We start from the raw sequence: 25,502 nt of genomic DNA, 5'->3' as shown, positions 1-25,502 counted from the left end.
GAGAAGTGGAGGCTAAACAGATGAGCAATAATGGCATACATAGCGGCGAACGCCCTTTTTATCTGTTTCTCTTTTCAGCCAAGACCCGGGAGGGCCTGATTCGGAGACTTGCGGATCTAAAAGAGTGGATCAAGGAAGAGGCGGACGCCAGTACGGATGTCGGAAATATCGCCTACACGTTATCCGTCGGCAGAAGCCACTTTCCCGAGCGGGCGGCCGTGATTGCCGGCGATCTGCAGGAGCTGGAAACGGAGCTGCTGCGCACCCTGGAGGCGCTTGCTGCGGATACGGGCAGTGCCTCCCGCGTGCTGCGGCGAAACCAGAACGGGCGTGAGGATCAGCGCAGGCTTGATGACATTGTGGGGAAAGGATCAGCTGGCGGGGCAAACGGGGCTTCAGTCTCCCGGCAAGCGCTGGATGAGGCCGCAGGACTGTATATGGAAGGCTGCATTTGCAGCTGGAACGTCTTGTACAGCGACCGCCAATATAACAAAATACCGCTGCCTACCTATCCGTTTCAGAAACACAAGTATTGGCTGGAGCTGAACACGGCAGCGCCTTTAGCCGCAACAGGAGGCGCTGCGGTACAAGCGATAGGCCCGGTACTGGATAACAACCAGTCTACGGTGCATGAGCAGTGTTTTGCGAAAAAGCTAACCGGCGCAGAGTTCTACCTGAACGATCATATCGTATCCGGCCATAAGCTGCTTCCGGGTGTGGTCCAGCTGGAGATGGCCTTGTCCGCTGCGGCCGCTTCACTGCCGGGTACAACGGTCCGCAGGATAACCGGTGTTGTCTGGGCTTACCCGATCCAACTGGAAGACGGCGAAGCCGCTAAGACTGTGCAGGTGCGCCTATATCCGGGGGAAGCGGAAGCTGAACTAGATTACGAGATTACAAGCCTGTCCGAAGGAAATACGGTCATTCATAGCCAGGGAAGCATCAGTTATACAGCGGAAGAACCGTCCGGGAGTCTGCTGGACACTCTGGATATTACCGCGTTAAGCCAAGGGAAGACGCGCATCAGCGGAAGCCAAATCTATGACAAGTTCAGAAAACATCAGCTGCTGCTCGGCCCGTCCTTTCAGTCGATAACCGAAATGTTTGCCGGGGAGACAGAAGCGTTAGCTTTCATCGAACTGCCTGCACATTTGCGCGAAGGCTTCAAGGAATTTACGCTGCATCCCACCGTGGTTGACGGAGTGCTGGAAGCGGTCATCGGGCTGGTCAGCTCACAGGAAGAACTGGAGGGTGCGGTGGCTCTGCCGTATTCTTTTGACAAGCTGGAAATCTTCGGGAGCCTGCCGGCGAGCTGTGTATCCTATGTGAAAAAGCTGGAGTCCGCCAATAGCGGCGGTGACCAGGAGTTCGATGTCGTTCTGGCCGACGGGCAGGGCCGGGTCCTGTTGAAGTTCACCCGCTTTGTACTGAAGGTCTTCCATCAGGGAAGTCATCAGAGCATGGAGGAGATGAGCTTCGCTTACGAATGGAAGGAAAACGGTACGGCTCTTCCGCCACAAGGAAATATTCAAGGCGATGTGCTCTTATTCACGGGGCAGTCTGAGCTATATAAGGAATTTGCCAAGGCCAATAATCATCCTGATTCAGGGCAGTTAACTATTGTAGAAGCCGGTGCCGAGTATCATCAGGACGGAGAAGCGCATTACCGGATTAACCCGGAGCAGCCGGCCGATTATACCCGCTTGATTCGTGAATTGAAGAACAGAGGCTGTACACTGGAGACCATCGTGTATGAACAGCCGGAGGTCGCTGCTGCTTCTGCCGGGGCAGCTGCCGCCGGAGCTTACCTGCACCAGCTGTATCTGGCCCAGGCTCTGATGGCTGACCAGGAAAACCGGCATACCCGGGTGATCCAGTTATGCCGGGGCGGGGAGAAAGAGGCTGTACCACCGGAGCTTGGAGCACTGAGAGGATTCAACAAAACGCTCAAGCTGGAGCATTCAAAGCTGCATTTCAGCACGCTGTTCACCGGACAGGCCAGCACGGAGGAGATATACCGGATGGTTGCCGCCGAGGTCCAATCGGCTGACGATGAAGTGCTGTACAAGCAGGACAGAAGGTATGTTCATGCACTGAAGGAGATTGCACTGCCTGAGAAGGAAAGCGTGCAGGATATCCTCCGTCCTCAGGGCGTGTACCTCATTACTGGCGGACTGGGCAAGCTGGGGCTGATTGTGGCGGAGCATCTTGCCGGGCAGGTTCAGGCCAAGCTTGTGCTGATCGGCCGATCCGCACTTCAGCCGGGGCAGGAACAGCAAATCGCCCGTTTGCAGAAGCTCGGGGCAGAAGTGCTGTACGTGCAGGCGGATATTTCGCAGGAACAGGCAGCAGCAGCGGCTGTTGCCGAAGCAAGGAGCCGGTTCGGCAGCCTGCATGGCATCATTCATGCGGCGGGAGTCACCCGCGATGCACTTATCCAGGTGAAGGACGCGGAGCAGGCCGGCGAAGTGCTTGAGGCAAAGGTCCAGGGGCTGATCTATCTCGACCAGGCAACGCAGGAGGATAAGCTGGATTTCATAGCGGCATTCTCCTCAATAGCTGCAGTGACGGGAAATACCGGGCAGAGCGATTACGCGTATGCCAATGCTTTTATGGACGAATATATGCTATCCCGACATGCCTTGGTGCGATCGGGTCACAGATACGGAAAGTCCATCTCCATCAACTGGCCGCTCTGGAAAGAAGGGGGGATGCAGGTAGAGGAACAGACTCTCTTGTTCTTCCGGAATACCGTGGGTCTGAAACCGCTGGAGACTGCGGCGGGACTGGGCTATTTCGAGGTAATCCTGAACGGAAATGTACCACAAATATTGCCGCTTCAGGCAAACCGCAAGAAAATCAGCGGCATTCTGGGCCTTGAATCAGCGGCTTCCGGTGCAGCTATAACCGGAGAAGGAGCCGTTCTCCGGGCGAATCTGGCGGCCGATTTACTGGAGCAGACTCAGCAAGCCATCACCGGAGTCATCAGCCGCTTGATGAAGCTGGATGAAGCTGTGATCCATCCGGATCAGGATTTGGGCGAATACGGTATGAGTTCCATTACGTTCACGGATGCAGCGGGTGCGGTCAATGATACGTTCCAGGTGCGGATGACGCCGGCGGTCTTTTTTGAATATCCGACGGTCCGTGCATTATCTGCCCATCTGGCGGAGAGCTATCCGGACGAATTGGTTGAATATTTCAGTCACGGAGCCATTCAGGCAGCTGTAGCCTCTGTTGATTATGGGCCGGTTAAGGCGGGGACCTCCGGCACGAAGGCCAGACAAGGGTGGAAGGTGATTCAGCCGGAGTCAGCCGGAGCCGTCAAACGCGAACCTGTTGCCATTATCGGGATCAGTGGAGCCATGCCTGAGTCGAGGGATCTGGAGACATTCTGGGAGCAGCTGCGGCAGCAGAAGGATATGATCTCGGAGATTCCCGGCGACCGCTGGGATACTCAGGAACTGAACCGGCTGAAGGGCCGCGGCCCGGACAAGCCGATCTCCGGCTGGGGCGGCTTCATGAAGGACATCGACAAGTTTGACCCGGGCTTCTTCGGCATTAACCCGCGTGAAGCCGATCTGATGGACCCGCAGCAGCGGATATTCCTGGAAACCGTGTGGTCTACCCTTGAGGATGCCGGATATAAAGCTTCGGCATTGTCAGGCAAGAAGGTGGGGCTGTTCGTCGGGGTCTCTACGAATGATTACAGCACTCTACTGCAGGACAACGATATCGAGATAGAGGCTTATTCTTCCACAGGCAGCTCTCACTGCGTACTCGCCAACCGGATTTCTTACCTGCTCAATTTCCGCGGCCCAAGCGAGCCGATTGATACGGCCTGCTCCAGTTCCCTGGTGGCCGTGCACCGGGCGGTGGAGAGTATTCAGAACGGCGACTGCGAACAGGCGATTGCCGGCGGTGTGAACGTGATTGCCGCCCCAACCCTGCACATATCCTTCAGCCGGGCAGGCATGCTGTCACCGGACGGACGCTGCAAAACCTTCGATCAAAGCGCAAACGGCTATGTGCGCGGAGAAGGTACAGGAGCTGTTCTTCTCAAGCCGTTAAGCCAGGCCGAAGCGGACGGGGATTATATTTACGCGGTTATCAAAGGAACGGCGGTCAACCATGGCGGCAAGGTCAGCTCGCTGACGGTGCCGAATCCGAAGGCGCAGGCTGAGGTGCTGGTGGAAGCCTACGATAAAGCCGGAATTTCCCCGGATACCATCGGTTATATCGAAGCGCATGGCACCGGCACCAGCCTGGGTGATCCGGTGGAGATCAATGCACTGAAAAGTGCTTTTAAAGAGCTGTATCACAGACGCGGAATCCAGGCGACCCGGGAGCGGTATTGCGGACTGGGCGCGGTCAAGACCAATATCGGCCACCTGGAGGCCGCCGCAGGCATTGCCGGAATCCTGAAGGTTGTGCTGGCGATGAAGCATAAGACTTTACCGGGCAACGTTCACTTTAACCAGCTGAATCCGTATATCGAGCTTGAGCATTCGCCTTTTTATATCGTGGAGAAGACGCAGGAATGGACAACGCTTGAAGATGCGCCAAGACGGGCAGGGGTCAGCTCCTTCGGCTTCGGCGGAGTGAACGCCCATGTGGTATTGGAGGATTATACGCCTGCAGCCGCCATGGATTCTTCCGGTTCTGGTTCCGGTTCCGGGCAATCCGGGGAGTCGGGGCAGGGTAACGTGATCATTCTATCCGCAAAGACCAAGCCCCAGCTTCAGCAAAAGGTGCAGCAGCTTCTAAGTTACCTGACGCTTCATGGTGATAAGGAAGAGCTTACGCTGCATAACATCGCCTTCACGCTGCAGACAGGAAGAGAGGAAATGGCGGAGCGGATGGCTTTTGCCGCCGCCGGCAAGGAGGAGCTGGTGAACATTCTGCACAGCTGCCTCTCCGGGCCGGAACAAGCCTATGCAGTGTGCTACGGTCAGGTATCCGCACAGCCTGCGGCTGCACCATCGCTGTCCGCCAAAGCCGGAGACCGGTTATCGGCGCAGCCGGTTACAGCCTTGGAGCTTTCGGAGTTACCGGAACACTGGACCTCCGGAGAGGCGGTTGACTGGAGCCGCCTGTATGTGAACCGGAAGGGCAGACGCATTCCGCTGCCGGTGTATCCTTTTGCCAGAGAAATCTGCTGGGTCCGTAAAAATACACGCCGTATCGCTCCCAAGCTGTCTTCCGCAGAAACGGCTGCCGCCGTACTCCATCCGATGGTTGACAGCAATGTCTCCACTATGGAAGAGGAGAAATTCCGAACGGTACTTCGGCTGGATCAGTTTTTTGTGAAGGATCACGTGGTCGGCGGCAAGGTTCTGATGCCTGGGGTAGCCTATCTGGAGATGGTAAGAGCTGCTGCCGATTTGGCGGGAATCACCCCGGTAACGGGGCTGAAGGATGTCAGATGGATTAAGGCTGTGGAGCTGGAGGAAGACCGGAAGGAAATTTACACCTCTTTCCGGCTTGTTGAATCAGGAGAGCTGGAATACCGGGTGTTCAGTGAAGCCGGGGATCAGCGCGTTCTGCACTCCTCGGGGATAATTTTGCAGGAGACAACGCCTTCCGCCCAAACGCTGGAGATTGCGAAGATCAAGGAGAGAAGTACATCCACCTTCGATCATGCACAGTGTTATGACCATATCTTCAAGGGCGTCGGCTTCGATTATGGCCCTGCTTTCCGGGTGACGAAGACTGCTTACAGCTCTGTACAGGAAGGCTTGTCCGAAATTTCTCTGCCACAGCATCTTGAGGCGGATTACGCCGACTATGTGCTGCATCCGTCGATCATCGACGGTGCGGTGCGGTCGCTCTCATGGGCAGGAAGACGCAGCGATGAGGACTTGACGCTCCGGGTGCCGTTCGCCCTGGACCGTATGGAGCTGGTCGGTGAGGTTCCCCGGCAGTGCTACGCCTATGCGAAGCCTGCAGAGGGGGCAACCGGTACGGATGATGAGGGAACGCGGAAGTATGATATCCGGATTACCGACATGGAAGGCCAAGAGGTTGTGCGGCTGTTCGGATTCTCAATTAAGCATTACGCATCAGCCAAAGGAGTTGCACCCGTGCAAGCTGCCGGTTTATCGCTGTATGCGCCGGAATGGATAGAGGCTGGTCTGCCGCAGGAATCCGCTGCGCTGTCCTCTATTATAGTGTTCGGCTCAGCGGCTTTGGCCGTTTCTATCCGTGAGCAGGCTACGCAGCAAGGCTTGGCGCCAGACCGCTGTATTCAGGTTCAGGCAGGGGCCGAATATGCCCGGCTGAGCAGCACAGAGTATGTGATCAACCCGGGACAGGCAGCGGATTACCTCCGGTTACTGGAAGCTTTGAACACTCAGGGCGTGGAGCTACAGCATATTGTGCATGGCTGGAATGTGAATGCCGTTGCCGGGGCTGGGGATGCGCTGGAAGATACGGGAAGTCTGCAAGTTGGGCTGGCGGAATTTCTGGAGGCGCAAATGGATCAAGGGCTGTATTCACTGCTGCATCTCTTGCAGGCGGCGGCAGCATCGAAGCCGATGTCCAGAATCAGATGCTTATATGCCTATGACAGTGCGGAACATGTGCTGACGCCGCTGAATGAAATGGCTGCCGGATTGGCCCATTCAATCTCTGCCGATCATCCGTTGTTCCAATTGAGTCTTGTTCAGCTAAATACAGAGGCCCCGGCAGAAGCCGCAGAGCGGTTGGTCCAAGAATTACTGCCGCCGCAGCTTGCCGGCGGGACAGAAATCAGATACGACGGCGGTGCACGGTATCTGCGGAAGCTCCTTCCGCAGCCTATGCTTCACCAGGCCGGAGAATCCAGGTTCATCAGAGGCGGTGTCTATATTATTACCGGCGGCACCGGAGCACTCGGCATGCTGGTGGCGGCTGAACTGGCCGCTACGGTTCAAGCCAGGCTGGTGCTGGCCGGAAGGCAGCCGGTGGATGCGGCCATTCAGGCGAAGCTGGAGCATTTGGCGGGACTTGGCGCAGAAGCGGTCTACCTTCAGGCCGATGTTGCCGACATGGGTGGTGCAGTCCGGTTAATCGGACAAGCCAAAGCTCGCTTCGGCGGGATTAACGGCATCCTTCATTGTGCCGGAATCGGTGAGACGGTGAAGGCAGCGGAGAGCAGCAAAGCAGGCTTTGCCCGCATTCTCGGCCCCAAAGTCAGCGGGACCCTGAATCTGGATCTGGCCAGCAAGGTTGAAGCGCTGGATTTGTTCATCCTGTTCTCGTCCACCTCTGCACAGATCGGGGATATGGGAGCAGGCAGCTATGCGGCTGCCAATAGCTTCATGGACCGCTTTGCCGTCTATCGTGACCGTCTTGCCGCACAGCATCAGCGGCAGGGCAAGACCGTATCCATCAACTGGCCGCTCTGGCAGGATGGAAGATATCAGGTTGCCGCAGCCCAGCAGCAGGTGCTGGCCGATTATTACGGCATGCACCTGCTGGACAGCAGAACAGGCCTGGATATTCTGGAGGCTGTGCTAAAAGAGGATGTCGTGCAGGCCTTCGTCGGCTACGGCGATCCGCACAAAATCGCCCGGGCGCTCGGTATAAGCGGAACAGGTCAAACTGGTCAAGCTGGTCAGGCGGCCACAGCGGCGCAGTCAGCAAGCAGCAGCGTTGACAGCGGGGAACTGCTGGTACGGACGCAGGCTTATCTTGTCAGCCTGCTTGCCAAGACTCTGGGCATCTCGAAGGAACGGATCGGCCAGACTTCGCCGCTGGATGCCTTTGGTCTGGATTCGATCATGATTCTGGAGCTGAATGAGTCGCTGCAGCGCGATTTCAGCGGACTGCCGACCACATTATTTTACGAATATAACACGGTAGAATCGCTTGCCGGTTACTTCACCGGGCATTACGGAGCACAGCTTGCTTCCCTATTGAAGCTTGAGCAGCCGCAGAACCCGGAGGCGGTGAAGCCGCCGGCAAAATTGCCGGTAAATCCGCAGGGCGGATGCTTCCTGCCGAAGGCAGGGGAAGCTGCACCGCCGGTAAGAAACGCGGTGAACAACGGCGGTATGGATATTGCGGTCATCGGCATGGATGGCAGATTCCCGATGGCGGGCAATATCTCCGAGCTGTGGGACAACCTGAGGGAAGGCCGGGACTGCATTACTGAAATTCCCGCTGACCGCTGGGACTACACGCGGGACTACGATGCGGAGAAGGGCAAGAAGGGCAAAATTTACACCAAATACGGCGGTTTTATAGATGATGTGGACAAATTCGATCCGTTATTCTTCCAGATGACACCGCGGGATGCCCAGTTGACGGACCCGCAGGAACGGTTGTTTCTGGAATGCGCCTACCACACCGTCGAGGATGCCGGATACACCCGTGAGAAGCTCGCCCGCTCCAAGGTCGGTGTTTTTGTCGGCGTCATGTATGGACATTATCAGCTAATCGGCACAGAAGGCTACGCCTCAGGCAATCTGGTAGCGCCTAACTCGTCCTTCGCGTCCATCGCCAACAGGGTGTCGTACTTGTTCAACTTCCAGGGGCCGAGCATGGCGGTTGATACCATGTGCTCCTCGTCGCTGACCGCGATTCATCTGGCCTGCGAGAGTATCCGCAGCGGTGAGAGCGAGGCTGCGCTTGCCGGAGGCGTCAATGTGACGATCCACCGCAACAAATACGTGTTCCTGTGCAGCCAGCGCTTCGCCTCCAGTGAAGGCAAATGCCGGGCCTTCGGCGAGGGCGGAGACGGTTATGTAGCCAGTGAAGGCGTGGGGGCAGTTCTGCTCAAGCCGCTCAGCAAAGCCATAGAAGACGGAGACCATATCTACGGAGTCATCAAGGGCACGGCAGTGAATTCCGGCGGCAAAACCAGCGGCTACACTGTGCCGAATCCGGGTGCTCAGGCTGCGGCTATTGCCGAGGCTCTCCGCAAGTCGGGCGTACATCCCAGAACAATCACCAGTCTCGAAGCGCATGGCACCGGGACCTCTCTGGGCGACCCGATTGAAATTGCCGGACTGTCCAAGGCGTTCGGCCAGTACACGGACGAGAAGCAGTTCTGCTCGATCAGCTCGGTCAAATCGAATATCGGACACCTGGAATCTGCCGCCGGGATTGCCTCAGTAGCCAAGGTCATGCTGCAGATGAAGCACCGGATGCTCGCACCGTCGATTCATACGGAGGAACTGAACAGCGGCATCCATTTCGAGGATACGCCGTTCTATGTGCAGCGAAGCCTGGACCGCTGGGAGCAAGCTCCGGGCAGCGGAGAGATGCGCAGAGCCGGCATCAGCTCCTTCGGGGCAGGCGGAGCGAACGTGCACCTGATTGCCGAAGAATACGTACCGGCACAGGCTGCTGCAGAAATCGCCGGAAGCAAGCTGATCGTATTGTCCGCCAAGAACCGGGAACGTCTCATGGAGAAGATTCATGAGCTGCACCGCTTCCTGGAGGCACCGCTTCCTGGAGAATACACACTGGCAAATATCGCATACACGCTGAGCACAGGCCGGGAGGAAATGGAGGAACGGCTGGCTTTTGCCGCCTCCACACTGGACGAACTGAAGTCAGCCCTGCAAGCTATTGCGGCAGGTGTTGTCCACGAAGGTGTACACCAAGGAAATTCGGCGGCAGCGCTAACGAACGGAGCCGCCATTCTCGGGAATGACCCCGAGGATATCGCTTATATCGCCGCGCTGGCCCGCAAGAATCAGCTGGAACGGATTGCGAAGCTATGGGTCCTCGGCACGCCGATTGACTGGAGTCTGCTCTTTGCAGGCTATAAGCCGCAGAAGGTTTCCCTGCCGCTGTATCCTTTTGCCAGAGAACGATATTGGCTGGAGAACACGGGCAGCGGCAGCACGGGAACAGCTGTAACAGCAGCGAACGGACAAGCGGGGAACGGGCTAATGCCTGAAGGGCTGCTCTCCCTGCACCCGCTGCATCCGCTGGTGGATGTCAATATCTCCACACTGCGCGAGCAGCGGTTCCGCAAGCGGCTCTCTGTCGAGCAGTTCTACCTGCGGGATCATATCGTTGCGGAGCAGATGCTGCTGCCCGGGGTCGCTTACATTGAGATGGCCAGAGCTGCAGGTGAAATTGCTGCCGAAGCCACGGTCAGCGCGGTCCGGGACATTGTCTGGCTGAAGCCGGTGGTGATGACAGAGGATTCCATGGACCTGGATATCGTTCTGGAGCCTGAAGGGGAGGCCGTGCATTATGAAATCTTCAGTAATGCCCGGAGCGGCAAGGTTGTGCATTCCAGAGGCGTTCTGGAATTCGCTGAGGTGCCTGCATCCCGGAGAAGCCGGAGCCTGGACCTGGATGGAATCAAGGGCCGCTGCCCGGGCCGCAAGGATAAATACGAATGCTACCAGCATGTATTCAAAGGAATTGGCTTCGATTACGGTCCTTCCTTCCAGGTGACGGAAGAGGTGCTGAGCGGGAAGGAAGAGACGCTGGCCCGCTTGTCCCTGAATGAGGCCTACAGAGCCGCATTGCCTGAATTTGTACTTCACCCGGCGTTATTCGACGGGGCGGTACGCTCGGTGGCCGCAGGCAGGGATGAAGCAGGCAGAGCCACGCACATTCCGTTCTCGATGGGGAACATCGGGATATTCGCACCGATTCCTGCCGACTGCTATGTGTACACCCGGGTGAAGGAGCAGCCGGGAGAGAACAATCAGGGATTGAACATTTTTGATATTGCCATTCTCGACCTGGACGGCCATGAAGTGGTCAGAATCGAGGATTTCATCGTCCGGCCGTTTGCCGGGAAGCCGGAAGGCCGTCGCCCGGAGGAGGAGATATTCTACTATACTCCGGTCTATGAGAATGAAGCGCTTGTCCCGGTAATGGGCGCAGAGCGGCGGAATGTTCTGATCTTTGGCGAACCGGCAGGCGGCGGGGGCAACGGCGATAAGGATGCCACTCATCCTCCGCTCCATATGTTGCCAAGCGGAGCAGACGGCTGCGTCTGGATTACACCGCATACGGAATACCGGGCACGTCAGGGAAATCATATGGCGATTAACCCGCAGAGGGAAGCGGATTATGTGAGACTGCTGCAGGAGCTGCGGGAGAGCGGCTTTGACGCCACCCATGTCCTGCATCAGTGGGCAGGAACGGCAGCGCCGCTGCCGCTGACTGCGCTAAGTGATGACATGATCCAGCCTGTGCTGACACAGATGCTGGAGAACGGCGTATTTTCCGTTGTCTCACTGTTCAAAGCCTTCGTCCAGGTGTACGGACAGCAGCCGCTGAAGCTGCTGTTCATCTACCGGACAGACCAGGGAGCTTTCTCGGCTCCTCATGAACTGCTTGCCAGCTTCGCGAAGTCGATTGTAACGCTGCACCATAAGTTTCAGATTGCCAGCGTATCGGCGGATGACCATACAATCAACGGTGCGGGCTTCCAGGAAAGACTTTATCAGGAGCTGTTCTCTTCAGAGAACACAGGCCATGCGGATATCCGTTATACCGGAGGACAGCGGCAGGTGCGGAAGATCAGACCGCTGGAGCATGGCGGCAGGAAGACGGCTGCTGCATCCCCCGTGACTTTTAAAGAGAACGGTGTGTATCTGATTCCGGGCGGTACAGGCGCGCTGGGCATGATTTTTGCCAGATATCTTGCCCGCACTTACCGGGCCGCCGTTATTTGCACCGGCAGACAGCCGGCAAGTGAGCGGACGGATGTCTTCATGGCGGAGCTGGAGCGGATTGGAGGAGAAGGCCGTTATCTTCAGGGCGATATCGCAAGCGCCGGGGATGTGAAGAAGATCATGGGCAGCATCAAGAACGAGTTCGGCGTGCTTGACGGTATCATCCACTGTGCAGGCCAGGGCGGATCAGTACCAGTAACGGAAGCGGACCGCGCGGCAGGCCGGGAGATCATGAATTCCAAGGTACAAGGCTTGATCCACCTGGACCTGTTCAGTACGGATTTTGATCTCGGTTTTCTGATCCTCTTTTCCTCCATTTCGGTGGAGCTGGGTGATCTGGGCGTTGGTTATTATGCCATGGCCAACAGCTTCATGGACCGTTATGCACAGCTTAGAAATGAATCAGTGTCACAAGGGAAGCGCAAGGGCCAGACGATTTCGGTCAATTGGCCGCTGTGGAAGGACGGGGGATTTGAAATTCCCGAGAGTGAGTCGGCGTTCTATTCCAGCTACCTGGGCATGAGCATGATGGATGAGGATACGGGCATCCGGGCTTTTGAAGCCATCTGCCAGGCGGGCAGCGGTAATATCATAGTTGCTGCAGGGAACAAGCCCAAGATTGATCATGCGTTCAAGCTGGAAAAAAACACACCGGTGCAAGAAGTTCCGCTAGAGGATAAGGGGGCCATTGTTGACCTGCTGACCCGGCTGCAGGCCGGAGAGATGAGCGAAGCGGAAGTGGAACAGTGGATGGGGGGCCTACTATGAGTGACGCAAACCTGGAAATGGGCAGAATTCTGGAGCAGATCAAGCGGGGAGAGATAGACCCCGAGCAGGGCTATACGCTGATCCGGCAGCTGAAAAGCCAGCCCGCAGTGCCAGCAGACACCAAGCGGACAACCGGATCAAATGCAGATGCACAGGGAGGCCAGGGGCTGCATGACTATGCTGTCCAGTATTTGAAGGGGCTGCTCTCGCAGGTCATCGGTCTGGACACAGACCGGATCAATGCGGGGCAGAGCCTGGAGGAGTACGGGGTGGATTCGGTGGCGATTATGGAGATCAACTCGCTGCTGGACAAGGATTTTCCGAATCTTCCGAAGACGCTGATGTTCGAATACGGTAACTTGGCTGAGCTTGCCGGGTATTTTGTACAGAATCAGCGGGAGCTGCTGGAAGGGCAGGCCGGGTACCGGCAGACCCGCGAGAATCACCAGGCGGCCAAGCCCGCCGTACCGGCGGCAGACCTTGCACCGATTCAGAAGAAGAGTGAAGAACCTTCGAAGAAATACAGGACCTTCGTAACGCCCGGCAAGAGCAGGGACCAGGCAGTGGAGCAGGCTCATCCGGCAAAGGACGAGGGGATTGCGATCATTGGCATCAGCGGCGCTTTTCCGGGTGCCCGCAATCTGGATGAATTCTGGAATAATCTGAAGAACGGTGTGGACTGCATTTCCGAGATTCCGCCGCAGCGGTGGGATCACAGCCGATTCTACGATCCGGAGAAAGGCAAGAAAGGCAAAGTGTACAGCAAGTGGGGCGGTTTTATCGACGAATATAACTGCTTTGATCCGCTGTTTTTTCAGCTGACGCCAAGGGATGCGGAGCAGCTAGACCCGCAGGAGCGCCTATTCCTGGAGAGTGCACACAGCGCTATTGAGGATGGCGGCTATACCCGGCAATCCCTGTGGAACAGTAAGACAGGTGTGTTCGTCGGCGTCATGTACGGCCACTACCAATTGTACGGAGCGGAGGAGACCGCCAAGGGAAATACTCTGACACTCAGCTCGTCGTATGCCTCCATCGCCAACCGGGTGTCCTATTTCTTTAATTGGAACGGGCCCAGCATTGCGCTGGATACGATGTGTTCCTCGTCGCTTACCGCGCTGCATCTCGCCTGCGAGAGCATTTACCGGGGAGACAGCGAGATTGCGATCGCGGGGGGAGTGAATGTCACCATTCACCCGGATAAGTATCTGTTCCTCTGCAATCAGCGGTTCGCCTCGAGTGAAGGCAAATGCCGCGCCTTCGGCAGCGGCGGAGACGGGTATGTGCCCGGCGAAGGGGTGGGTGCACTGCTGCTGAAGCCGCTCGCCAAAGCAATGGAGGACGGAGACAACATCTATGGGGTGATCCGGGGAACCTCGATTAACCATGGCGGCAAGACGAACGGCTACACCGTTCCCAATCCGAATGCGCAGTCGAATATTATCGCGGAGGCGCTGCGCAAATCGGGCGTCCATCCACGGCATATCAGCTATATGGAGGCACATGGAACGGGAACCGCGCTCGGTGATCCGATAGAGATCAGCGGCTTGACCAAAGCCTTCAGGACCCGGACGGCAGATAACCAGTACTGCGCGATCGGCTCGGTCAAAAGCAATGTCGGTCATCTGGAATCGGCGGCCGGGGTGGTCTCCATCATTAAGGTGCTGCTGCAAATGAAGCATAGGCAGCTTGTACCCTCGCTCCATTCCGAGGTGCTGAATCCGAATATTAACTTTGCAGAGACCCCTTTCTATGTTCAGCGCCGCCTGGAAGAGTGGAAGCCTGCCGTTATTGAAGAGGGAGGCGTGTCCAGAGAATGCCCGCGTTATGCGGCGGTAAGCTCATTCGGCGCAGGCGGCACGAACGTGCATGTCATCCTGGAGGAATACATGGGGAAGCCGGAAAGTGTCTTGTCCGCAACGCACATTGACCGCGGCTGCGGGCCGTACATCTTTATTTTATCCGCCAAAAACAAGGACCGGCTGAACGCTTACGCCAAGCATGTCCTTGATTACATTGATCTGCACACGGTTTGGCAGGGAAATGCGCCGGAAGAGATCAGCAGCACTGCACTTAGAAAATATGTGATCGCCGACATCACCGCCTGCTTCCTGCAATCGGCCCTCCTGCCTGCATACATCAGCGCCCAGGAGGCCATTGAGGAATACGGCCTGTCCAAAGAAGAACTGATGGCTGCTGCGGACGCTCTTTATGAAGCTTATCCGGTCCGGCTGCCTATGGGCCTCCTGACGGGCAGCGCCACGATTGAAGGCATTGCCGGTCATCTGCTGGAGCAGCTAGGTTCTGCAGCCATTGCGGCCAGACATGGACTTGGAGCGGGAACGGCAGAATCAACGGAAGATGTGGAAAGCGCAATAGATGCGAACCGTACGGCCGCCTATGATTTCCGCCTGGAAGAGCTGATCTATACGCTTCAGGTTGGCCGGGAGCCCATGGAAGAAAGACTGGCGATCGTGGTATCCGGCACGCAGGAGCTGAGGGAGAAGCTGAGCCAGTTTCTGGCCGGCAGCCGCAAAGTCTCCGAGGTCTATGCGGGAAATATCAGCTCCGGCAGCGAGATCCGCGATGTTTTCACGGAAAGTGAGGAAGGGGAAGCCTTCCTGCTGTCCCTGGTGCAGTCCGGCAAGCTGAGCCAGCTCTGCAGACTGTGGGTTAGCGGGGTGAGCTTCAACTGGCAGCTGCTGTATGCGCAGAGCAAGCCGGGTAGAATCTCCTTACCGACTTATCCGTTCGACCGGACACGCTACTGGTATAACTCGACGGAAGCCGCTGCAGCAGTATTCAGCAGCAAACCCGCAGCCCTGGCGGCGGTCATCGATTCCAATGAATCTGTATTTGAGGAGCAATGCTACAAAAAAAGCTTAAGTGCAGCCGATGCCTACCTGCGCGATCATGTGGTCCAAGGCCGGATGGTGCTGCCGGGAGTGGTCTATCTCGAAATGGCCTGGCGGGCAGGGGCGCTCTCCAGCCGGGAGTGGAAGGTGCAGTCGGTTACCGATGTGAAATGGCGCAGAACGCTGGAGCTGCCGGCAGACAAGGATGTCCAGGACATCTTTGTGGGGCTGGTTGCCCAGGAAGACGGGATCGGAGCCAGTATCTATTCCCTGAACGGGAACGGTCAAAGAGTACTGCACTGCACCTGTACGGTGAATTATACGGACGGTGAAACCGAAGCCGCAGATGCGGATGCTGTGGATATTCCGCATATCCTCCAAACAGCCAGCCGCACCATTTACCGCGAAGACTGTTATGAGCTGTTCTCGGCTCACGGAATGAAGTACGGCCCCAATCTGCGGACCATTGAAGCGGTATATACCGGAGATCACGGCACCTTGTCCAAGCTGACACTGCCGGTACACACGCAAATGCCGCTTCAGGAATATATCCTTCATCCCGGATTTGCTGACGGAGCGATGCAGACAGCATTGTATTCGGTGCTCAGCGGCCAGCGGCAGAATGGAACCTTTGTCCCGTTTGCCCTGCAGTCTGTAGAGGTCTACAGACCGTTGACACCTGTGAGCTATTGTCTGGTTGCGCCTGCCGCTTATGCGAAGGAGCAGGATATGCAGTTCGATTTGCTGCTGCTTGACAGCTCAGGCCTTCCGGCGGTGCGTTTCTCCTGTCTTTCAGGAAGAGATTTGACGTCTTCTGCGCAGAACACGAGGGCGGCGGAAGCAGAGTCGGCTGCTTTGGCGGGAACTGCGCTGCTGGATGAGATGCTGACCAAGCTGCTGAACGGAGAAGCCGGGGTAGATGAAGTTGAGAGAATGCTGGGGGGAATCTAAGTGAGATCAATTATTGAAAGGATCGCCAGCGGAGCCATCTCCAAGGAGGAAGGCCTCCGGCAGATTGCGGCGCTTAAGCGCTCGGATAAGCAAGTGCTCCTAACCTTCACCAAGACTTTGGCGGAACAGCCGCTTACAGACCTTAAAGGGGATTCTCTCGGACATGTGCTCGTTCTGGCAGCCGATAGGGGGCTTGAGCCCAAGCTGCGCGGCCAGTTTGCCTCCTTGTTCCAGACGCTTACGTTTGTGACGGCGGATGAAGCAGGCACCGGGGCGGAAACAGGTCAGGACAGGCTTCCTTTGCAGGATCAGGAGGATTATACACGGCTGCTGTCCGGCCTGGAGCGGCAGGGACGTTTTCCCGGCAGCATTCTTCATCTCCTGTCCCAGGAGGAAGTGGCCGATGGAGAGGCGGATGCTGCCATGGAGAGCGGCGTATATTCAATGTTTGCGCTGACCAAAGCCCTTCTGTCCTTCAAAAAACGCGCAAAGGTTAATATCCTGTTCCAATATAAACAAGCGGAGAATCACGCGGTGCATGCTGCACTGGACGGTTTTGTGAAAAGTGTCATGATCGAGAACCCCGGCCTGCTGTACAAGACGGTATCCACCGATCTGGGCCGCGAAGCTTTTGACCCGCAACTGCTGGAGCAGCTGCTGCTGGAGCTTGGCTCCATGCAGAACGGCCACCGGGAAATTCATTACCGGGGTTCCCGGCGGTATGTGCCGGTTTTTGAACGGTATACTGCTCCGGCAGATCACCTCCCTGTACAGCAGCAAAGTCCCGCAGCTCATCCGGTCTACCTCATCACAGGCGGTCTGGGTGCGCTCGGCTACACGCTGGCCCGCCATTTGGCGGATACCTGTTCAGCCAGCCTTATTCTAACCGGAAGAACGCCGCTGAACCGTGCGCTGGAAGAGAAGCTGCAGGCGCTGCACAGAAACGGTAATCAGGTGAGGTATGTCTGTGCTGACGTGGCAAGTCCAGCCGATACCCGGGCGCTGCTCTCCGAAGTCAAAGCCAGCTTCCCCCGGCTTCATGGCATCCTGCACTGTGCCGGAATGACCAGTGATTCCTTCATCCTGCATAAGGAGCGGGAAGAGCTTGAACGGGTGCTGGCCGCGAAAGTTGCCGGTACGCAGAACCTGTATGAGGCATTTGGGCAAGAGCCGCTGGAGTTCATGCTGCTGTTCTCCTCCATCTCCGCCGTGACCGGCAATGTGGGGCAATGCGATTATGCTTACGCCAACAGCTTCATGGACCATTTTGCCAATGAAAAAAGAGCCGCTGCCGGTGTAAAGATACTCTCGGTCAACTGGCCGCTGTGGCAGGAGGGCGGGATGATGACGACAGCGGACAGCCTGGACATTATGCGGAGGAACCTTGGGATATCGGTCCTGCCTACGGCCGAAGGACTGGATGCATTCGATAAGCTCAGCTGCCAAATGGCGGAGAATGCCTTAGTACTCTACGGCGATGCTGCACGGATAGAGCAAGCGGTAGAGGCAATCAATTATCCGCAGCAGGGGGACAAGCCAAGGGCTGACACGGCGGTTTCCGGTGGCGGAGCTGTATTATTGCCTGAAGCATCACCCGCTATATCTATAGATACGGAGGCGCTGAAGCAAGGCGCGGAGCAATATTTGAAAAATATTTTCATCAAAGTCACCAAAATCCCGCCGCATGCGCTGGGCCTGGATGATTCGTTCGAGAAGATCGGCTTTGATTCCATTATGGCGATGAGCATCAACGAGGAGCTGGAGGCCAGCTTCGGCGAGCTTTCCAAAACGCTGTTGTTCGAATACCAGACGCTGCGGGAATTGAGCGAATATTTCACTGAGCAGCACAGGGAGGCACTCGCCGGTCTGATTGAGCCTCCTGCCGCCAAGAAGGCTGCTGTGCCGCCGCAAGGACTTCGTTCAGATGTGCGTCCGCAGCTCCCAGGCAAAACGCCTATTCCGCCTAAGCGGATTCAGCCTTCCGCAAACGCCGGGCAAGCTGCCAGGCAGCGGGACCGCAGCCGGGTGAATGAGGATATTGCGATCGTCGGCGTCAGCGGGAAATTCCCGATGTCCCCGGATCTGCAGGTCTTCTGGAATAACCTGCTTCAGGCGCAGGACTGCATTACCGAGATTCCCGCAGACCGCTGGAGCATTGACGAATATTACACTACCGATAAGAATCAGCTCGGCAAAATGTACTGCAAATGGGGCGGATTCCTTGACGATGTGGACCGCTTTGACGCTTTGTTCTTCAATATATCGCCCCGGGAAGCGGAGATTATGGACCCGCAGGAGCGGCTGTTCCTGGAGTGCGCCTACAGTGCCATTGAGGATGCCGGATATACACGTGATACGCTGGGCAGCCGCAAGGTCGGTGTTTTTGCCGGTGTGATGTATGGCCAGTATCAGCTCCTGGATGCCGAGATTGACGGCAATAAAATCGCCTTATCCTCCGTCTATGCGTCGATTGCCAACCGGGTGTCCTATCATCTCAACCTGAATGGACCGAGTATCGCACTGGATACGATGTGTTCCTCGTCGCTCACTTCGATCCATCTTGCCTGTGACAGCATCCGCAGGGGCGAGAGCGATTTTGCCATCGCAGGGGGCGTGAATGTCTCCATTCATCCCGATAAATACATATTCCTAAGCCAGCAGAAGTTCGCGGCCAGTGATGGGCGGTGCAGAAGCTTCGGTGAAGGCGGAGACGGATATGTTCCCGGGGAAGGCGTTGGCGCTGTTCTACTGAAAACGGTGGACCGGGCAGTACAGGATGGCGATCATATCTATGCCGTAATCAAAGCCAGCTCCATCAACCATGGCGGCAAAACCACAGGCTATACCGTGCCGAATCCGTCCATGCAGGGTGCGGTGATCCAGGAAACCTTGCAGGCTGCTGGGATTCATCCGCGTACGGTCAATTATATTGAAGCCCATGGCACAGGAACCTCGCTCGGTGATCCGATTGAAGTCAGCGGACTGGTCAAGGCCTTCAAGGAGGGGACAGGCGACAAGCAGTTTTGTGCCATCGGCTCAGTGAAGTCCAACATCGGACACTGCGAATCTGCAGCCGGGATTGCGGCCATCACCAAGGTGCTGCTGCAAATGAAGTACGGTGTGCTTGTTCCCTCACTTCATTCCGAGGAGCTGAACGGCCACATTAATTTTGAGGAAACGCCTTTTTATGTGCAGCGGCAGGCGGGTCCGTGGGATCGTGTATCGCTGCCGGAAGGCGGAGGTCAGAAGGAATATCCGCGCCGGGCAGGAGTCAGCTCCTTTGGGGCAGGCGGAGCCAACGCGCATATTATTCTGGAGGAATATATTCCGGCCCCGCAGAGCAGCAGTCAAGACAGCAAAGGCAGCAAAGGCAGCGGAGAGCCGCACATCATTGTCTTATCCGCCAGAGCGGAGGACCGGCTGAAGGCTTACGCGCTGAAGCTGGCACAGTATCTGGAGTTGCCAGAAGCGGAAGCGGCCAGTCTTAAGGACATTGCCTATACGCTGCAGGTGGGACGGGAGTCTTTTGCAGAGAGGCTGGCGATCATTGCCGGTTCGGTCTCCGAGCTCAAAGCGCTGTTGGATGAATTCAATCAGGGCCGATTACCGGGCGGCAAGGTATACCGTGGCAATGTCAAAGGCTTCAAGGATTATATCGAGCTGTTCAACGCGGGTCAGGCGGGAATCTCTTATGTAGACCTGCTGCTGGACGGCGGCAATACCGGTAAAATAGCCCAGCTCTGGTCCATGGGACTGGATGTGGACTGGCGGAAGCTGTATGAATCAGACAGCTGTACAAGAGTTCCGCTGCCGACTTACCCCTTTGCCCGGAACCGTTATTGGGTCAGCGAGGTGAAGCGGCGGGAAATCCGCGTCCCGGCTCTGGTCCCGGAGACTGCCGGTATGGGAGAGCTGGTCGAGCATAATCTGTCCACCATCGACGGCTACCGTTTCTCTTCCCGGTCTGCGGTGATCAGCAGCTTCTATGAGCCCTACACCTGGCAGGGACAAGAATACGTGAACGGCTTCGGGCTGCTGGCGTTTGCGCGGGAAGCACTGGAGCTGGCCGGTTATAAGCAGGAAGGGCTGCTGCTGGAGAATATGGCATGGTCGGGTCTGATGGACCGGCAGCAGCTTCCACCGGCACTGGACATTCACATTTTCCCGGACAGAGGAACCGGAGCGGCCGAGATCCGGAGCGGGGAGCAGGTCGTCTTTCAATGTGAGGCAGTTGAAGAGGCCAACCAGATCGTAGATGCAGTCTATGCAAAGAAAGATATTCCGGAAGCAGGACAAGGGGAGCCGGTCCTGAAGCAGGCCCGGCAGGCACTCCGCTTACTCTATGGCATGGAGGCCGGACTGAAGCATGTCACCGGCTTGCGGCAAGAGGAGAACCTGTTGCTGGCCTTCGTTGATCTTGGTGACGCCCCGGCCGAATCATTCTCCGCAGAGGCCGTGAATTCAGCCTGCCACACTCTGCTGGCTCTCGCTGCGCTGGAGCAGCCGCAGCATCCGGCGGTGCTGCATTCCATCCGCCAAATGTCATTCCGGCACAAGCCGTTGCAGCAATTCGTGATTCGTGCCGAGCGCATTGCCGGGGATGAATACACACTGGCTGTATTAACCGGAGATGGGGCAGTGGTCTGGATAATGCAAGGCGTTCGGCTTGCCGGTCTTCAGGCACAGGAGGTACAGGAACGGGAAACCGTCCAATATTACACAACCGCGTGGACCCCAAGTCCGCAGGAGACGGCCGGAAATCTGACCGGTAATGTGGTGCTGTTCCTGGATGATATGCAGGAGCTGCCGCACTTCAAGCGCAGCTTCGCAGCAGGCGCAAGGCTGATCTTCGTCACCACCGGGGAGCAATATGCCCAGCTTGGTGACAATCTCTACAGCTTGCGCTTTGACGACAAGCAGCATATTCATACGCTGCTGGAATCACTGCAGGCACGGCGTGTAAGCCTGACGCAGATTATATATTTGGCAGCTTCGGCTGCAATGAAGCCACGGGACAAGCTGAATCACAGCGTATACCCGCTGCTGTTCCTGACCCAGGCGCTGATGGAGAGTAAGGCTGCGGCCGGCATCCGGCTGCTGTATGCCTTCAGGGAGACAGGGGCTGCAGGCAGTCTGCTGGATGCCTCAATGGGCGGATTCATCAAGACGCTGCATCTGGAGAGCCCGAATTACAACTTCAAGACCGTCTCCCTGGCAGCTTCGCTGCCGCAGGAGGAGCTTCATTCCATTCTGGAACAAGAGCTGCTGCTGGACCCTGGGGAGCAAGAGGTTCAATACAGCAGCGCGGGCCGGTTCGTCAAGCGGCTCGTTCAAGCCGGAAGTGAAGCAAAGCCCGGCACTCCGGTAACCGTCAGAGCAAACGGTGTGTACATCATTACAGGAGGGCTTGGCGGGCTGGGGCGCGTGTTCGCCGCTTATTTGGCCGAAACGGCGCAGGCGCAGCTTGTCCTGACCGGCCGTTCGCCGCTGGACCGGGAGAAGGAGGAGAAGCTCGCGGCGCTCCGGGCGCACGGGGGTTCTGCCGAATACCTCGTATCGGACGCTGCAGACGGGCAGGAGGCACGGGAGCTTGTCGGCTATGTGAAGCAGAAATACGGCCGGATTGACGGCATTCTGCACTGTGCGGGGATTCACCGGGATGCTTTTATTCTGAACAAAGAACAGGCAGACTTTGACCAGGTCATCTCCTCCAAGATCCTCAGCACATTGAATCTGGATCAGGCTGCACAGGAGGAGAAGCTGGATTTCATCCTGCTGTTCTCCTCCATTACCGGAGAGACAGGCAATCCCGGGCAGGCGGATTACGCCTATGCGAACAGCTTCATGAATGAATTCGCGGTCTACCGTGAATGGCTGGCTGAAGCAGGCGCCCGGTCCGGGCGCACCTTCTCCGTGGCCTGGCCGCTGTGGGAAGCGGACGGCATGCAGCTGACCACGGAACAGCGGAGGATGCTGGAGCTGCAGACCGGCCTGACGCCGCTCCCTGTGCAGAAGGGCATCGCAGCTTTTGAATACATGCTCCAGCAGGGCAATATCAATCCGCTGATTGTCGGATACGGTCAGCCGGAGCGCGTAAGCAGACTGCTGGAGCGGATTAACCGCGTTGATCCGGCGGAAGCGGAGATTCACCCGGAGGAGCTTGAAGACAGCATTCTCTCTGACCCTGAATTGCTGGACCGGACGCTGCACTACCTGACGGAGCTGTTCAGCGGACTGCTTAAGCTTCAGCCGGAAGAGATTGATATTACCGCCGAATTTGAGGAATACGGCATTGAATCGGTGATGGTCGGCTATTTCAACGGCAAGCTGGAAGAGGATCTCGGCGAGATTTCCAAGACCCTGCTGTTTGAATACCAGACCCTTAAGAGCCTCGCTGCACATATGGTCAGCCGCTACACCGGTGCTTTGAATAAGCTGTTCCGCGCTCACGGGACAGGCCGGGAGCTCACGGAGCAGGCTGTTTCTTCTTCAACCGCTGATTTGGCAGGCCAGCCGGTAATCTCTGCCGCCCAGCCGCTGTTATGGAAAGAACTGACCTCCTTCGCGGGTCAAGGCGGACAAAGGGGGACGGCCCATGCGGCGGCCGGGAAGGGCGAGGAGATCGCAATTATCGGTCTAAGCGGGAAATATCCGCTGGCCGGAGATATTTACGAATTCTGGGACAATATCGCTGGCGGAAGAGACTGTATCCGCGAGATTCCCGCAGACCGCTGGGATTATAAGAAATATCTGGGCGGAAGCTTCGAGAAGGTGCAGGAAGGCAAGATGTACAGCAAGTGGGGCGGGTTCCTCGATGATGTGGACAAGTTCGATCCGGCATTCTTTAATATTGCGCCGCGGGAAGCAGTGATCATGGACCCGCAGGAACGGATATTTGCCGAGACGGTCTGGTCGGCTCTGGAGGATGCGGGCTACACCAAGAAGAAGCTGCAGCGTGACGGGGAGGAGCACGGCGCGAATATCGGCGTTTTTGCCGGAGCGACCACCTATTCGTACCAGCTGTGGGGACCGGAGGAATGGGAAAGGGGCAATCTTTCGGCCATGCCGAACGTGTCGCCATGGTCCATCGCCAACCGGATTTCCTATATGTTCAACTTCAGCGGTCCCAGTCTGGCGATAGACACCGCCTGCTCGTCGTCGCTTGCGGCCATTCATGCGGCGTGCGAGAGCCTGAAGAACAAAGAATGCCGCCTCGCGGTAGCGGGTGGAGTGAACTTATATCTGCATCCTTATAAATATGTGCTGATGTGCCAGACCAAGATGCTGTCTCCGACGGGGAAATGCCACAGCTTCGGCGATGCCGCTGACGGCTTTGTCCCCGGCGAAGGGGTGGGGGCCGTTCTCTTAAAGCCTCTGAGCGAAGCGATTAAGGATAAAGATCATATCTATGGCGTGATTAAGGCGACCGGAATCAACCATGGCGGCAAGGTCAGCGGTTATACCGTTCCGAATCCGAATGCCCAGGTCAGCCTGATCTCCAAGGCGCTGAAGCAGGCGGGAGTGGATGCCGGCAGCCTCTCTTATGTCGAGGCACACGGCACAGGGACCAAGCTGGGAGATCCCATCGAGATTAATGCGCTCAATCAGGTATTTGCTGAAGCGAATCCGCCCAAGCAGTCCTGTGCCATCGGTTCGGTCAAATCCAATATCGGCCACCTGGAAGCGGCAGCAGGCATTGCCTCCATTACGAAGGTGCTTCTGCAGATGAAACACCGGCAGCTTGCCCCTTCCATCCATGCGGAGCAGACCAATGCCAATATTGATTTTGCCAATTCCTATTTCCGTGTACAGCATGAGCAGGCACCTTGGACGGTGGCCGGACCGGACGGATCAGCCGTAAGGCGGGCCGGTGTCAGTTCCTTCGGGGCCGGCGGAACCAATGCCTATGTGCTTATTGAGGAATACAGCGCTGAAGTCCAGGCGGGTGTGCCTTCGGCACAGCCTGGTTCCGGCAACGGACACAGCAGCGATGATCAGGTCATCGTGCTGTCAGCCAAGACACCGTATTCCCTGAAGCAAATGGCCGTGAAGCTGCGCTCATTCCTGGAAGGCAATCCGGATACCGCGCTTGCGGATGCCGCATACACCTTACAGACAGGACGGGAAGAAATGACCTGCCGCCTGGCCTTTGCCTGTACCAGCATCACGGAATTACAGGCGAAGCTGGACAGCTATCTGGCCGGTGAGAACCTGGAAGATATCTATTCCGGCAAGGTATCCAAGCGGACGAAAGGGACAGTGCTCACGGCCGGAGATGCTGCAGAATTGGCAGCTGAATGGGTGCAGGGGGCCGAGGTTGAGTGGCCGAAGCTGCATTCCGGCGAGGAAGTGCGGATTATACCGCTGCCGACCTATGCTTTTGAAAGAGAGCGTTACTGGATCACCCGGACCGAATCGCCGGCTTCCGCAAAGGGCGGGGAAGAACGCAAGCTGCATCCGCTGGTGGACCGCAACCTGTCCAGCTTCAGCAAGCAGAGGTACGAGACGATCCTTCAGGCGTCTGATAGGAACAGCGGACTGGCGAATACAGCCTTTATCGAGCTGTTCCGCATCACAGCAGAGCTGTCATTGGAGTCGCCCTGCCATGTGATTGAGGATGTGATTTGGGGAGTGCAGCCGCAGCCTGGGGCGGCGGACAGCCTTATGACCTCCCTGTATGAAGCTGGAGCGCACATTGAATGTGAGACAGGCTATGACAACGAGCAAGGTGACTATGTTATTTGTGCCCAGGGTAAAGTCACAGCAGCTCCTTACAGACCTGCAGCCGCAGTAACGCCAATCCGTATGGCTGAACTGGGATCGCCCGCTGCGTGGCCTGCGCCTAATGCCACCGCCTTTCAGCATATTGAGACTATTCATGAGCTGCGGACCGGCGCACATCAGGCAGCAATCAGCGTTCGCCTTAAAGAACCTCTGGACTCGGCGCAGAACCGGGCGCTGCTTCACTATTCGGCTGTTGAAGAACTGCTGGGTTGCCTGGTGCGGCTGGCTGCACAGGCTGACCGGGTGGAATACCGCAAGCTGCTGAGATGTACGGTGCTCGGTCCGCTGACCCGGGATGTTCAGGTACTCGCCCGGTGGCGGACGATGAGTGACGGGCTGACGGCAGTTGATATCTCGATCCTTGATCCGCAAGCGCGGGTTCTGATGACCATGGAAGAGCTGACCCTGAAGCTCACAGGAGCCTCAGTCTTAGACGCAGAACGGCCGGTAGTACCCGCAACCGTCTGAACAGGGCAAGCACCAGAATATAGCATATCAAACATAGGTT

The 25,502-nt window shown here is 57.0% G+C and carries 3 protein-coding genes; all 3 read left to right on the top strand.

The window, feature by feature from the left end; all coding sequences use genetic code 11:
• Positions 1-20 precede the first annotated feature (20 nt).
• Genes NSU01_RS18260 through NSU01_RS18250 form a run of 3 tightly spaced genes read left to right on the top strand, consistent with a single transcriptional unit; the run spans position 21 to position 25,462 of the window.
• Positions 21-12,404, top strand: a complete 12,384-nt coding sequence (locus tag NSU01_RS18260) for an SDR family NAD(P)-dependent oxidoreductase (RefSeq protein ID WP_076243098.1) — start codon at positions 21-23, stop codon at positions 12,402-12,404.
• On the top strand, positions 12,401-16,210 hold the full coding sequence (locus tag NSU01_RS18255) for a beta-ketoacyl synthase N-terminal-like domain-containing protein (protein WP_076243099.1): 3,810 nt from the start codon (positions 12,401-12,403) through the stop codon (positions 16,208-16,210). Before NSU01_RS18260 ends, NSU01_RS18255 begins: the two co-directional genes overlap by 4 nt.
• The gene (locus NSU01_RS18250; RefSeq protein WP_076243100.1) at positions 16,211-25,462 is read left to right on the top strand and encodes an SDR family NAD(P)-dependent oxidoreductase; all 9,252 of its coding nucleotides are present in this window, start codon (positions 16,211-16,213) and stop codon (positions 25,460-25,462) included. It begins immediately after the preceding gene.
• Positions 25,463-25,502 lie beyond the last annotated feature (40 nt).

Origin of the sequence: Paenibacillus sp. FSL H8-0259 (genome assembly GCF_037963255.1) — a bacterium.
GTDB classification, from domain to species: Bacteria; Bacillota; Bacilli; order Paenibacillales; family Paenibacillaceae; genus Paenibacillus_AQ; species Paenibacillus_AQ phytohabitans.
The sequence above is the reverse complement of the archived record's forward strand: the minus strand, read 5'-3'. Positions and strand labels throughout refer to the sequence as shown.

Bases quoted from the DNA above. Each gene is read 5' to 3' on its own strand.
- NSU01_RS18260 (WP_076243098.1), top strand. From the start codon at position 21: ATGAGCAATAATGGCATACATAGCGGCGAACGCCCTTTTTATCTGTTT.
- NSU01_RS18255 (WP_076243099.1), top strand. From the start codon at position 12,401: ATGAGTGACGCAAACCTGGAAATGGGCAGAATTCTGGAGCAGATCAAG.